The following is a 13788-nucleotide window of genomic DNA, read 5'->3' on the forward strand; positions in this document are numbered from 1 at the left end:
GTTCTGCACCGAGGTCGCGCACCGCGTGATCGACAAGTGCCTCCAGCTCCACGGCGGTTACGGCTATATGAACGAGTACCCCATCGCCCGTCTCTACGCGGACAACCGCGTCAACCGGATCTACGGCGGGACGAGCGAGGTCATGAAGTCGATCATCGCGAAGTCCATGGGTCTGTAGTCACCTTCATCGACAGTTACCGTCATCGACATGAGCCCAGCACTCGACGAACTGCTCGATCTGCTCAACCTGGAGCGGATCGAGCAGGACATCTTCCGTGGCCGGTCGCGTACCGCCGTCATCCCCCGTGTCTTCGGCGGCCAGGTCGCCGCCCAGGCCCTGGTCGCGGCGGGCCGCACCGTCCCCGACGACCGCAACGCGCACTCGCTGCACGCCTACTTCCTGCGCATGGGCGACCCCGGCGCACCCATCGTCTACACGGTGGACCGCATCCGCGACGGCCGCTCCTTCACCACCCGCCGGGTCGTCGCCGTCCAGCACGGACAGCCGATCTTCCATCTCTCCGCGTCCTTCCAGGTGTACGAGGACGGCCTCGAACACCAGACCCCCATGCCGCCCGCCCCCGACCCGGACTCCCTCCCCACCACCGAGGAAACGCTTCCCCGCTACGCCGAGCACTTCATCGACCCCGGTGTCGCCGACCGCCTCCTCGAAGCCCGCGCCGCCGTCGACCTCCGCTACGCCGACGCCCCGCCCTACGGCACCGTCGGCCAACCGCGCGAACCCCGCTCCCAGGTCTGGTTCCGCGCCAACGGCAAACTCGCCGACGATCCCCTGCTCCATGTCTGCCTGGTCACCTATGTCTCCGACATGACCCTGCTCGACTCCGTCCTCCTCGCCCACGGCCGCGGCGGCTGGGCGGTCGGCGACGTGGTGGGCGCGTCCCTGGACCACGCCATGTGGTTCCACCGCCCCTTCCGCGCCGACGAATGGCTGCTCTACGACCAGGAGTCACCGTCCGCCTCGGGCGGGCGCGGCCTGGGCCAGGCCCGCATCTATACGCAGGACGGGCGGCTCGCGGTGTCGGTGATCCAGGAGGGGGTCGTGCGGGTGCCGCGCTGACCGTCGGGCGTGGTCCCCTGTCGGTGACGAGGGGTACCGTTCCGACCAGTCGGCCACCATGCCATCAACCGGCCGCCGTTCGCTTCATCCGATCGAGTCGGCACGCGCCTGCAGCCTGAGCGGTGAGCAGGTGGCTGCAGCCTGAGCGGTGAGCAGGTGGCGGAGGCCCGATCACAGCACCCCGCGCAGATCCACCACACTCTCCCCCGCGCTCAGATACTCGCGGTGGCGGCCCTCCGCGAACAGTTCCAGGAGGTACATGCCCGGGAAGTCCAGCGGTTCCGTGCGGTCGGTGAGGGCGATGCGTACGCGGTAGGCGGTGTCACCGTCACGGATGCCCAGCTCGCACCACGCGGCCTCGGGTGCCTCGACGCCGGTCACGGCGATCTGCTTCTCGGCCATGGGGACGACCCACTCGGACAGGTCGGCCAGCAGCCAGGCCATCTGCAGATGGGCGGGAGCGCCGGGGGCCGGCTGCCAGTCGTACTCGCGGCGGCCCGCGCGGTCGGTGGAGGGGGGCTCACCCCCGTGGAAAAGGGGCGGGCCCGGGGTCCGCCCGGTGTCGGCGAAGGACACCCTGCGGTCCTTCACCGACACGGCGGACAGCCTCAGACCACCCGCCCCGAGGTCGAAGGCCGCGTCGGCGATCCTGCCGAGGAACTCGCTCTCGGGGCTGGTCATGGTGCTCCCACTCGACTTGGGCCGACTACCGCGGGGGATTCGTCAGCGGCTGATACGCCGCTTCGAACCGCTCGCCGTCAGCGGCCGACCTCTTGTTCAGCTTGGCCAGGGTGGTGCTCACCCAGGCCGGGCACTTCACCACTCCGTTGCAGTACGCCGTGATGACGCCCCGGTTCCGGTTGTCACCGAGCTTCTTCTCGTTGGTGCGCGCGGTTGGGGCCCTTCGTTATGTACTCCAGGGCCGAGTACTTGGTGATCCTGTGCTTCTTCTTGACCTTGTTCCAGCCCCAGCCACCGCCGGTCGACGCGTTGTACGTCCCGGCCCGCAGGGCGGCATCCCCCGGCCCCTTGTACTTCAGGAGCTTGAGCACCTTGTACGCCGGGTTCGGCGCCTTGGGCGCCTTGGGCGCCTTCGATGCCGAGGCAGGCTGGACAGCGGTGCCGACTCCGGCAGCCGCGGCGGCCGTTCCTCCGGCCGGAACGATCAGAGCGATCGCCAGAGCGACCGCGTACGCTTTTTCGCGCATGCGTGATTCCCCGTTTCCCCGTTGGCGTCCCCACCGGGCACAAGCGGGGACAGCGGCGGACGAATCCGCCACACCAGCGAAACCAGAAACCCGCCTCCCCCCGGTCAATTGACCTTTCAGCCCCGAAACACAGCAATCTCAGCCCCGACGGTCCTGACCTGGCGTGGGTCCCGCACCCCGCCGGAGTCTGACCATACGGTCGATTACATGAGCAAACAGGACACCGAGGGCGTCGACAGTACCGAGCAGCCTCCCGACAGCACCTTCACGGTCCTGGTCGCCGCCGTCGCCAATCTCGGGATCGCCGTGGCGAAGGCGGTCGCCGGGGTGGTCAGCGGCTCCAGCGCGATGCTGTCCGAGGCCGCGCACTCCGTCGCCGACACCGTGACCGAACTGCTGCTGCTCACCGCGCTGAAGCGGGGCGACCGGCCGGCCGACGAGGAGCACCCGCTCGGGCACGGCCCGGAGCGGTACATCTGGGCGCTGCTCGCGGCGGTCGCCACCTTCGTCGGCGGTGCGGTCTTCGCGGTCTACGACGGAATCCACACCCTCACCCATGGCGAGGAGCTGGGGGATCCGCTCCTCTCGTACGTCGTCCTGGGGATCGCGTTCCTGCTGGAGGGCTTCTCCCTGCGGACGGGGCTGCGGCAGGTCCGCGCCGAGGCCGCCCGGCTCGGGGCACCCGCGCGCCACTATCTGCGCAGAACGCCGGACACGGCGCTGAAGGCCGTCGTCCTGGAGGATTCGGCGGCGCTGGCCGGACTGGCGCTGGCGGCGGGCGGACTGCTGGGAGCGCAGCTCACGGGGTCCGGGGTGTACGACGGGGTCGCGTCGATCCTCATCGGGCTGCTGCTGGTGTACGTCGCCTGGGTCCTGGCGCGCAGCAACGCGCAGCTGCTCATCGGCCGACCGCTGCCCGCGTCGATGCGGGACGCGGTACGGGAGGAGATCCTCACGGTGCCGCACATCGTGGCCGTACTGGAGCTGACGACCCTGATCCAGGGTCCGCGCGAGATCCTCGTCGCCGCGAAGGTCGACTTCCGTGACGCGTCGAGCGCCCGGCAGGTGGAGTGGGCATGCGAGGAGGCGGAGGAGCAGCTGCGGGAGCGCTTCCCCTCGATCCGCCGGGTGTATCTGGACCCGACGCCGGGGCTGGGGGCGGAGCGGGGGCGCGCACCGGGACCGGGGGTCGAACGCGGGCGGACTCAGGAACCGGGGGCCGAGCGCGGGCGGACTCAGGGACCGGGCCGCCCCGGGTGACGCGGGAGCCGTTCCCACCCGGACGGATTCCGAGGAGTCGCGAAGCAGGATTTCGGCACGGAGATCGGCGAAAACAGTGCTATGTACCCCTGTCGTTGGGAGACTTGCACTTTCAACATGACTTGGGCCATTGGCCCTGTGGGGAGGGGGAGCGCGGGATGAGTCGTCGCTCCAGCGGGTTGATCGGGGCCTGGGCAGAGGCTCAGCGACAGCAGCAGAGGGAACGTGAAGCACAGCTCCGGGCCTCGGTCCGCGCGCAGCGGGAACAGGAGCGCCAGCAGCGGACATACCAGCGGGACATGGCGCGAGTACACCGGGAACAGCAGGCTGCGTACAAGCAGCGGCGTGAGGCGGACGCGCGCGCCCGCACAGAGGAGTTGGAGGCCAGGGTCGCCGAACTCACCGGGCTGCTGGCCTCCGGGTGCCAGGGCGGGGTGTTCCGGAGTGCTCTGCTGACGCGGGCGGACGATGTCGAGCCCTTCGCACCCGGGCAGCTCGCGTATCCCCTGCCGATGCCCGACCCGAACAGCTACCGGTCCCAAGGAGGCTGGACGGCCGCCCGGCGGGCGCAGGCGGGCCGGGAGGCACAGGAGCGGTATCAGCACGATCTTCGAATGGCCCAGGCGGCGGAGGCCCAGCGGCTTCAGCAGTTGGCGGAGTACCGGCGGCGTCACGACGAGTGGGCCGAGTCCCGGCGGGCCGAGATACGGCGGCACAACGAAGGGATCGGCGAGATGGTGGCCGCGCTTCGCGCGCGGGAACCCGGCACTGTCGTGGAGTACTTCTCCGCCGCCCTGTACGCGTCGGCGATGTGGCCCGAGGGGCTGCCACGCCGTGTGGTCGCGGCCTTCGATCCGGCCGCCCGCCAGCTCGTCCTGAATTGGGAGCTTCCTGGCCTCGACGTCATCCCCGAAGCCAAGTCGGTTCGGTACGTGGCCGCTTCCGACCAGGAGAAGGAGAGCCCTCGGCCCGCCGGGCAACGCAGAGCGCTCTACCGGGATGTGGTCGCGCAGTGTGTGCTGCTGGTCCTGCGGGACCTTTTCGCCGCAGATGAGTTCGAGGTGCTGGCGTCGGTGGCGGTGAACGGATTCGTCGACGACGTCGATCCGGCGACAGGCCGGCGTACGGACATCGTCCTCAGTACGGTGATGGTGTCCCGCGCCGACTTCACCCGGCTGAACCTGGGGCAGGTGGGCGCCGTGGAGTGCCTGGAGGGTATGCGTGGCCAACTGTCCGCGAAGCCGGATCAGCGGGTGGCCGTGCGACCGGGCCGGGTGCCGGAGGATGTGAGTTCAGGTGTTGTCTCTCACGGCGGTGACGACGAGCCCGATCTGCTGGAGATGGACCCGGTGAACTTCGAGGGGCTCGTTGCCGATTTGTTCAGGGCCAGGGGAATGCAGGCGGTGATGACACAGCGTTCCCATGACGGCGGTGTCGACGTGGAGGCGTACGACCCCGATCCGATCAGCGGCGGCCGGATCATTGTGCAGGTCAAGCGGTATCGCAACACAGTGCCGCCGAGTGCTGTACGTGACCTGTACGGCACAGTGCAGGGCTCCGGTGCGAACAAGGGGGTACTGGTGACCACGTCTGGTTTCGGGCCTGGCTCGTACACCTTCGCCAATGGCAAGCCCTTGACGCTCGTGACCGGTACCGAGCTTGTCGATCTGCTCAGTCGCCATGGTCTGCGCGGACGGCTGGGAACGGGTTCCGTGCCCGCCCAGCGCACGGGCAGTCGGCCGGAGGACGAGGATGCCAACGTACTGGGGATGACCTGGTCGGGTTCGGTGGCACTGGACGTGTGTGCGCTGGTCTGCCGGGGGAGCCGGGTGCTGAGCGACGACCACTTCGTCTTTTTCAACAATGTGCGGACACCCGATGGATCCGTCAGTGCCGTGCACGGGACAGCGACGGGCGACAGGGCAGCCATCCGGGTCGCCTTCGACAATCTGCCCGAGCAAGCCGACCGGCTGGTCATCGCGGCAGCCCATCGATCCCGAGGTGAATCCGGCCGCTGACCTGTCCGGCTTCACCGACGCGGGGATCGTCCTGCGGGACTCGACAGGGACCGAACTGGACAGACTCACGGTCTCGGACGGGCGGACCGGGGAAACAGCCCTGGTGCTCGGTTCCTTCCGTCGCCGGACCGGTGGCAACTGGGAGTTCGTTATGGGCGGCAAGGGGTATCCGGGCGGGCTTGAAGCGCTGGTCCAGGAACACGGAATCGAGGTCGCGTAGTCGCGTAAGGCCCGCTCACGTTTCCCGGCACCGCCGGTGGTGATGGTGGTGGTGGTGCGGTCCGCTGATGTGGTGGGCTGGTCGTCGTCAACCGCCGCGCCGATCACGGTGCTCCTCCATCGGCCGCCCCGGGTGACGCGGGTGCCCGCTCAGGTCACCAGTCCCGCCGCCGCGAGCAGGTACTCCGCCATCGGGTCGTAGAACCGGGGGTCGGTGACATGGTCGTCCAGCGGAACCGTCACCTGGAGCGTGCCCTCCGCCTCCGCGATGAACAGGGCCGGGTCGTTGCAGTCCGCGTAGCCGACCGCGTCCAGGCCGCGCTGGCCGGCGCAGCCCGCCCAGCCGTGGTCGGCGACGACGAGGTCGGGCTGGGGCCTGCCGTCGCGCTCCAGGCCGTCGAGGACGGCGGCCATGGGGGCCGGGGAGTGGGTGTGCCACAGGGTCGCGCCGCGCTCCAGCATGGCGATGCCGGCGAACTGGAAGACCATGCCCTCGTCGGCGGTGAGACCTCCGGGGATACGGATGATCTCGCAGCCGGCCGCACGCAGGGCGTCGGCGGTCTGCCGGTGGACATCGAGGAGACCGCCGGGGTGGCCGGTGGCGAAGAGGACGCGCTCCTGGCCCGCCGCCGCCTTGCGGAGACGGGCGGCGAGGCGTTCCAGGGCATCGACGGTCAGTTCGGGGTCGATGGTGTCCTGGCCGGTGCGGTGCTGGGGATCGTCGCTGACACCGCAGCGCTCGGCCATCACGGCCAGGACGTCCTGCTCGTCGGTCCAGCGGTCCCCCAGTTCGAGACCCAGCCAGAAGTGGCGGTCGCCGTTGGCGAGCTTGCGGTAGTGGGAGAGGTTGTTGTCGCGGGGGGTGGCGACGTTTCCGGCGATACGGGTACGGACGAGGTGTTCGACGAGGGCGGCACGGCTGGGTATCGGCATGGCCCCATTGTGCCGTCACCCTCAGGGGACCCGCCTGGTGCCGCGTACGAGGCCCGTCTGGTGTCCCGTACTCAGACCGGTCCGGGCGGGACGCGGTCAGGACCGGACAGACAGGCCGGACAAAGGCCGGACGGGGCCGGACCGAGACCTGGTCAGACCGGACAAGGAACGGCAGGGAGCGGCAGGGAGGGGCAGGGAACGGCCGCGACCTCAGAGCGTCCCGGCCACCGGTGCCAGTGACGCGAACGCCCCGTGCGCCAGCCTGCGCAGCAACGTTTCCGTGGCCGCCCGGTCCGGTGGGCCGCCGTCCTGCGGCCCCAGATGGGGTGTCGAGTTCAGCAGGCCGAACACGGCGTGCACGGCCGCGCGCGCCTGGGCCTCCGGGACCTGGGGGTGCAGCTCCCGTACGGCGGTGACCCACAGCTCGGCGTACTGGCGCTGGAGCTGGCGCACCAGCTTGCGGTCGCTGTCGCGGAGCCGGTCCAGCTCGCGGTCGTGGAGGGTGATCAGCGGGCGGTCGTCGAGGGCGAAGTCGATATGGCCGTCGATCAGTGACGCCAGCAGCGCGCCGGGGTCGGACGGCGACTCCGCCACCCGCAGCCGTCCGCCGCTGAGCAGCCGCTCGCTGATGCCCACCAGCAGTTCGGCGAGCATCGCGTCCTTGCCCGCGAAGTGGCGGTACAGGCCAGGACCGCTGATGCCGACGGCCGCCCCTATCTCGTCGACCCCCACGCCATGGAATCCACGCTCCGCGAAGAGGCGAGCGGCCTCCTTGAGGATCTGCTCGCGGCGGGTCGGCGCATCCGTCCTGGTGCTCATGGAAGACGATTCTAGACAATGCTGTTAGCGGTCGTTAACCTGAAGGGAGACGTTAACGCTCATTAACTGATGCCGTACGGGCGAAGGGGGCACGACACGATGCAGCAGGCACCCGTGCTGACCAGCACGGCAGACCCCGCGTCCATGGCCTGGGGAGCCAATGAGGCGGCGCACCGGGAGTTGTCCGACGCGCTGCGCGCCCGGCTCGCGGTGGCCCGGCTCGGCGGTGGCGAGCGGGCCCGCGCCCGGCACACCGCGCGGGGCAAGCTGCTGCCGCGCGAGCGGGTGGACACCCTGCTGGACCCGGGTTCCCCCTTTCTGGAGCTGGCCCCCCTCGCGGCCGAGGGGATGTACGAGGGGCAGGCCCCGGCCGCCGGAGTGATCGCGGGCATCGGCCGGGTCAGCGGGCGCGAGACCGTGATCGTCGCCAATGACGCGACGGTCAAGGGCGGGACGTACTACCCGATGACGGTCAAGAAGCACCTCCGCGCCCAGGAGGTCGCCCTGGAGAACCGGCTGCCGTGCGTCTATCTGGTGGACTCCGGCGGCGCCTTCCTGCCGCTGCAGGACGAGGTCTTCCCCGACCGTGAGCACTTCGGCCGGATCTTCTACAACCAGGCCCGGATGTCCGGCGCCGGTATCCCCCAGATCGCGGCCGTCCTCGGCTCCTGCACGGCGGGCGGCGCCTATGTCCCCGCGATGAGCGACGAGGCCGTGATCGTACGGAACCAGGGCACGATCTTCCTGGGCGGCCCGCCCCTGGTGAAGGCCGCGACCGGTGAGGTCGTCACCGCCGAGGAGCTGGGCGGCGGCGAGGTCCACTCCCGTGTCTCGGGCGTCACCGACCATCTCGCCGAGGACGACGCCCACGCCCTGCGGATCGTGCGGAACATCGTCGCCACCCTCCCCGCGCGCGGCCCCCTGCCCTGGACCGTCGAGCCGGTCGAGGAGCCCAAGGTGGATCCCGCCGGGCTGTACGGGGCGGTGCCGGTGGACTCCCGTACGCCCTATGACGTCCGGGAGGTGATCGCGCGGATCACGGACGCATCGCGGTTCGCCGAGTTCAAGTCGGAGTTCGGGCAGACCCTGGTCACCGGTTTCGCCCGGATCCACGGCCATCCGGTCGGCATCGTCGCGAACAACGGCATCCTGTTCGCCGAGTCCGCCCAGAAGGGGGCGCATTTCATCGAGCTGTGCGACCAGCGCGGCATCCCCCTCCTCTTCCTCCAGAACATCTCCGGCTTCATGGTCGGCAAGGACTACGAGGCGGGGGGCATCGCCAAGCACGGGGCGAAGATGGTCACCGCCGTGGCCTGCACCCGGGTCCCCAAGCTGACCGTTGTCGTCGGCGGTTCGTACGGCGCGGGGAACTACTCGATGTGCGGCCGGGCCTACTCCCCCCGCTTCCTGTGGATGTGGCCCAACGCCAAGATCTCCGTCATGGGCGGTGAGCAGGCCGCGTCCGTCCTGGCCACCGTCAAGCGCGACCAGATCGAGGCGCGCGGCGATTCCTGGTCCGCCCAGGACGAGGAGGACTTCAAGAACCCGATCCGTGGCCAGTACGAACAGCAGGGCAGCGCCTATTACGCCACGGCCCGGCTGTGGGACGACGGGGTGATCGACCCGCTGGAGACCCGGCAGGTGCTGGGCCTTGCCCTGACCGCGTGTGCCAACGCTCCGCTGGGTGACCCCGGCTTCGGCGTCTTCCGGATGTGAGGAACCCTCCGATCATGCAGCCCATGCAGCCCATGCAGCCCATGCAGCCCATGCAGCCGATGCAGCCGATGTTCGACACAGTCCTGGTGGCCAACCGGGGCGAGATCGCCGTCCGGGTGATCCGCACCCTGCGCGCGATGGGGGTGCGCTCGGTCGCCGTCTTCTCCGACGCGGACGCGGACGCCCGTCATGTACGGGAGGCGGACACCGCGGTCCGCATCGGCCCGCCGCCCGCCGCCGAGAGCTATCTGTCGGTGGAGCGGCTGCTGGAGGCGGCCGTCCGCACCGGAGCCCAGGCGGTCCACCCCGGCTACGGCTTCCTCGCGGAGAACGCGGGCTTCGCGCGGGCGTGCGCCGACGCCGGTCTGGTCTTCATCGGCCCCCCGGCCGACGCGATCTCCCTGATGGGCGACAAGATCCGCGCCAAGGAGACCGTACGGGCGGCGGGGGTGCCGGTGGTCCCCGGCTCCTCCGGCTCCGGGCTGAGCGACGACGAGCTGGCCGCGGCGGCCCGGGAGATCGGGATGCCGGTGCTGCTGAAGCCGTCGGCGGGCGGCGGCGGCAAGGGCATGCGGCTGACCCGGGTGGAGTCCGCGCTGCTGGACGAGATCGCGGCGGCCCGGCGCGAGGCCCGCTCCTCCTTCGGGGACGACACCCTGCTGGTGGAGCGGTGGATCGACCGGCCCCGGCACATCGAGATCCAGGTCCTCGCCGACCGGCACGGCCGGGTGATCCACCTCGGCGAGCGCGAGTGCTCGCTCCAGCGCCGCCACCAGAAGGTCATCGAGGAGGCGCCGTCCGTCTTCCTCGACGAGCAGGTCCGCGCGGCGATGGGCGATGCGGCGGTCCAGGCGGCGCGTGCCTGCGGCTATGTGGGCGCGGGGACGGTCGAGTTCATCGTCCCGGGCGTCGACCCGTCCGCCTACTTCTTCATGGAGATGAACACCCGCCTCCAGGTCGAGCACCCGGTCACCGAATTCATCACCGGGCTCGATCTGGTGGAGTGGCAGCTCCGGGTCGCGGCGGGCGAGCCCCTCCCGTACGAGCAGGACGACATCACCCTCACCGGGCACGCGATCGAGGCCCGGATCTGCGCCGAAGACCCCTCGCGCGGCTTTCTGCCCTCCGGCGGCACCGTCCTCGCACTGCACGAGCCGGACGGCGACCAGGTGCGTACGGACTCCGGCCTGAGCGCAGGCACCGAGGTCTCCAGCCTGTACGACCCCATGCTGTCGAAGGTGATCGCCTACGGCCCCGACCGCGCGACGGCCATCCGCCGGCTGCGCGCCGCCCTCGCCCGTACGGTGACGCTGGGCGTCCCGACCAACGCGGGCTTCCTGCGGCGGCTGCTGGCCCATCCGGCGGTGGCGGCGGGCGACCTGGACACCGGACTGGTGGAGCGCGAGGCGGCCGGCCTGGTGCCGGACGGGGTCCCCGACGAGGTGTACGCCGCGGCGGCGCTCTCCCGGCACCTGGCGGCGGACCCGGCTCCGGGCCAGGGTCCGGCTCCGGGCGGGGCTCCCGGCTGGGTGGACCCGTTCTCCGTACCGACCGGCTGGCGCCTCGGCGGCGAACCGGCCTGGACCGCGCACCACTTCCGGATCCCCGGCCAGGAGCCGGTGACTGTCCGCGTGCGCGGTATGGGGGCGGGGACGGAGATCCGTATCGGCGGTACGGGAACGGGAACGGGAACGGGGACAGGGACGGGGACCGAGGTCCCGATCGGCGGCGGCGGGACCGGGGCAGTGCCCGCCCGGCTCGTCGGCACCACCCCGGCGGCCGGCGGCGAGGTCGTGGTCGAGGTCGGCGGCCTCACCCACACCTTCCACCGCGCCGTGGCCCCCGACGGGATCTGGCTCGGCCGGGACGGCGACTCCTGGCACCTCGAGGACCACGACCCGGTCGCCGCCTCCCTCAGCGGCGCCGCGCACGCCGGGGCGGACACCCTCGCCGCCCCGATGCCCGGGACGGTGACCGTGGTCAAGGCGGCCGTCGGGGACGAGGTGACCGCCGGGCAGAGCCTGCTGGTCGTGGAGGCGATGAAGATGGAGCACGTCATCTCCGCCCCGCACGCCGGGACCGTGACCGAGCTGGATGTCACCCCCGGGTCCACGGTCGCCATGGACCAGTTGCTGGCCGTGATCACTCCCTTTGAAAAGGCCGAGGAGACCACGGAGACCGAGGAGGCCCGGGATGAGTGAAGGACTGCCGATGGAGGTCCCGGTGCAGGACCTGCCGCCCCGGGTGCGCATCCATGAGGTGGGCCCCCGCGACGGGCTCCAGAACGAGAAGGCGGTCGTCCCGACCGAGGTGAAGGCGGAGTTCATCCGCAGGCTCGCCGGGGCCGGACTGTCGACGATCGAGGCGACCAGCTTCGTCCACCCCGACTGGGTGCCCCAGCTCGCCGACGCCGGGACGCTGTTCCCCGCCGTACGGGACATCGAGGGCGTCGCGCTCCCCGTCCTCGTACCGAACGAACGCGGACTCGACCGGGCGATCGCCCTCGGCGCCCGCCGGATCGCGGTGTTCGGCTCGGCGACCGAGACCTTCGCGCGCAAGAACCTCAACCGGAGCGTGGACGAGTCGCTCGCCATGTTCGCGCCGGTCGTCGCCCGTGCCAAGGACGACAGGATCCATGTGCGCGGATATCTGTCGATGTGCTTCGGCGACCCCTGGGAGGGGCCGGTACCGGTCCATCAGGTCGTGCGCATCGCGCGGCAGCTCATGGAGCTGGGCTGCGACGAGCTGTCCCTCGGCGACACCATCGGCGTCGCCACCCCCGGCCATGTCCTCACCCTGCTCGCCGAGCTGAACGAGGAGGGCGTGCCCACCTCCGCGCTCGGGGTCCACTTCCACGACACCTACGGCCAGGCGCTGGCGAACACCTTCGCCGCGCTGGAGCACGGAGTCACCACCGTGGACGCTTCCGCGGGCGGCCTCGGCGGCTGCCCGTACGCGAAGAGCGCCACCGGAAACCTCGCCACCGAAGACCTCGTGTGGATGCTCCACGGCCTCGGTATCGAAACCGGGGTCGATCTCGGCCGGCTCACCGCCACCAGCGTGTGGATGGCCGGGCAACTGGGTCGCCCCAGCCCCTCCCGCACCGTTCGCGCCCTCTCCCACAAGGAGTGACTCCCATGTCCCTGGACCACCGGCTCACCTCCGAGCACGAGGAACTCCGCCGTACGATCGAGCAGTTCGCCCACGATGTGATCGCGCCGAAGATCGGCGATCTGTACGAACGCCATGAGTTCCCCTACGAGATCGTCGCCGAGATGGGCCGGATGGGCCTGTTCGGACTGCCCTTCCCCGAGGAGTACGGCGGGATGGGCGGCGACTATCTCGCCCTGGGCATCGCCCTGGAGGAACTGGCGCGCGTCGACTCCTCCGTGGCGATCACCCTGGAGGCCGGAGTCTCCCTCGGCGCGATGCCCATCTTCCGCTTCGGTACGGAGGAGCAGAAGCGGGAGTGGCTGCCGAAGCTCTGCTCGGGCGAGGTGCTGGGCGCCTTCGGGCTGACCGAGCCGGAGGGCGGCTCCGACGCGGGCGGTACGAAGACCACGGCCGTACGGGACGAGGCCGCAGGCGAATGGGTGATCAACGGCTCCAAGTGCTTCATCACCAACGCCGGTACGGACATCACCGGCCTGGTGACGGTCACCGCGGTCACCGGCCGCACCCCCGAGGCCAAACCGCTGATCTCCTCGATCATCGTCCCCTCCGGCACCCCCGGCTTCACCGTCGCCCCCGCCTACTCCAAGGTCGGCTGGAACGCGTCGGACACCCGCGAGCTGTCCTTCGACGGCGTCCGCGTGCCGCTGGCGAATCTGGTCGGCGAGGAGGGCCGGGGATACGCGCAGTTCCTGCGCATCCTCGACGAGGGCCGGATCGCGATCTCCGCGCTGGCGACCGGTCTCGCCCAGGGCTGTGTGGACGAGTCCGTGAAGTACGCGAAGGAGCGGCACGCCTTCGGCCGCCCCATCGGGTCCAACCAGGCCATCCAGTTCAAGATCGCCGACATGGAGATGCGGGCGCATATGGCCCGGGTCGGCTGGCGGGACGCGGCCTCCAGGCTGGTGCAGGGCGAGCCCTTCAAGAAGGAAGCGGCCCTCGCCAAGCTCTACTCGTCCACCGTCGCCGTGGACAACGCCCGCGAGGCCACCCAGATCCACGGCGGATACGGCTTCATGAACGAGTACCCGGTGGCCCGGATGTGGCGCGACTCCAAGATCCTGGAGATCGGCGAGGGTACGAGCGAGGTCCAGCGGATGCTGATCGCCCGTGAGCTGGGGCTGACCGGCTGAGACCGTGCCGCCGCGCCACGGCGCCCGGGGTGCGGGGGTACCGGGGTGCTGCCTTTCCGGGGCGGCCCCGGGCCCCGTACCCGAAGCCTGGCACTTCCACTTAGGTTAGGCTAACCTGGCCTCACGGGCGGGAGTCTGGCGCTCCCGCCCCCTCACACCAGACGGGCGCAGCCGAAAACGGTCCCTCGGCCGTGCCCGTCTCCTCGTCCCCGGATGGGACACGCCCCACC

At 70.6% G+C, this 13788-nt stretch carries 11 protein-coding genes and 1 pseudogene; 8 read left to right on the forward strand and 4 right to left on the reverse strand.

What is annotated here, in order from left to right; translation table 11 throughout:
• A partial coding sequence (locus ACWF94_RS15960; protein ID WP_453487970.1) for an acyl-CoA dehydrogenase family protein occupies positions 1–178 on the forward strand: 178 nt, incomplete at its 5' end.
• 30 nt (positions 179–208) lie between these two features.
• A complete protein-coding gene (tesB, locus tag ACWF94_RS15965) occupies positions 209–1081 on the forward strand; it encodes an acyl-CoA thioesterase II (protein ID WP_453487961.1) in 873 nt (290 codons plus the stop codon).
• A gap of 171 nt (positions 1082–1252) precedes the next feature.
• On the opposite strand, the gene ACWF94_RS15970 is transcribed toward tesB, so the two are convergent.
• A complete protein-coding gene (locus ACWF94_RS15970) occupies positions 1253–1762 on the reverse strand; it encodes a hypothetical protein (protein ID WP_453487962.1) in 510 nt (169 codons plus the stop codon).
• 182 nt (positions 1763–1944) lie between these two features.
• Entirely contained in the window at positions 1945–2289 is a 345-nt protein-coding gene (locus ACWF94_RS15975; RefSeq protein ID WP_453487963.1) for a hypothetical protein, read from the reverse strand.
• Positions 2290–2496: 207 nt separating this feature from the next.
• Between ACWF94_RS15975 and ACWF94_RS15980 the strand changes: the two genes are divergently transcribed.
• Positions 2497–3549 (forward strand): cation diffusion facilitator family transporter, encoded by a 1053-nt coding sequence (locus tag ACWF94_RS15980; protein ID WP_453487964.1) that lies wholly within the window; start codon positions 2497–2499, stop codon positions 3547–3549.
• A gap of 158 nt (positions 3550–3707) precedes the next feature.
• Positions 3708–5787, forward strand: a pseudogene (locus ACWF94_RS15985) (restriction endonuclease).
• 149 nt (positions 5788–5936) lie between these two features.
• Here the strand turns inward: ACWF94_RS15985 and ACWF94_RS15990 are convergent.
• Together ACWF94_RS15990 and ACWF94_RS15995 are read right to left on the reverse strand one after the other, a co-directional pair.
• Positions 5937–6719 (reverse strand): phosphatase, encoded by a 783-nt coding sequence (locus tag ACWF94_RS15990; RefSeq protein ID WP_453487965.1) that lies wholly within the window; start codon positions 6717–6719, stop codon positions 5937–5939.
• Positions 6720–6929: 210 nt separating this feature from the next.
• Positions 6930–7538, reverse strand: a complete 609-nt coding sequence (locus ACWF94_RS15995; RefSeq protein ID WP_453487966.1) for an SACE_7040 family transcriptional regulator — start codon at positions 7536–7538, stop codon at positions 6930–6932.
• Positions 7539–7637: 99 nt separating this feature from the next.
• Here ACWF94_RS15995 and ACWF94_RS16000 point away from each other — a divergent pair, with 99 nt between their 5' ends.
• The 4 genes from ACWF94_RS16000 to ACWF94_RS16015 all read left to right on the forward strand — a co-directional run bounded on the left by ACWF94_RS16000 (position 7638) and on the right by ACWF94_RS16015 (position 13558).
• The gene (locus tag ACWF94_RS16000) at positions 7638–9254 is read left to right on the forward strand and encodes a carboxyl transferase domain-containing protein (RefSeq protein WP_453487967.1); all 1617 of its coding nucleotides are present in this window, start codon (positions 7638–7640) and stop codon (positions 9252–9254) included.
• A 68-nt stretch (positions 9255–9322) separates the two neighbouring features.
• Positions 9323–11455 carry an acetyl/propionyl/methylcrotonyl-CoA carboxylase subunit alpha gene (locus ACWF94_RS16005; protein ID WP_453487971.1) on the forward strand — a complete coding sequence of 711 codons (2133 nt, stop codon included), beginning with the start codon at positions 9323–9325 and terminating at the stop codon, positions 11453–11455.
• Positions 11448–12386 (forward strand): hydroxymethylglutaryl-CoA lyase, encoded by a 939-nt coding sequence (locus ACWF94_RS16010; protein WP_453487968.1) that lies wholly within the window; start codon positions 11448–11450, stop codon positions 12384–12386. The genes ACWF94_RS16005 and ACWF94_RS16010 overlap by 8 nt, the downstream gene beginning before the upstream one ends.
• 5 nt (positions 12387–12391) lie before the next feature.
• Positions 12392–13558: an acyl-CoA dehydrogenase family protein gene (locus ACWF94_RS16015; protein WP_453487969.1), complete on the forward strand. Its 1167-nt coding sequence runs from the start codon at positions 12392–12394 to the stop codon at positions 13556–13558.
• Positions 13559–13788: the final 230 nt, after the last annotated feature.

It is taken from the genome of Streptomyces sp. NPDC055078 (assembly GCF_053607985.1).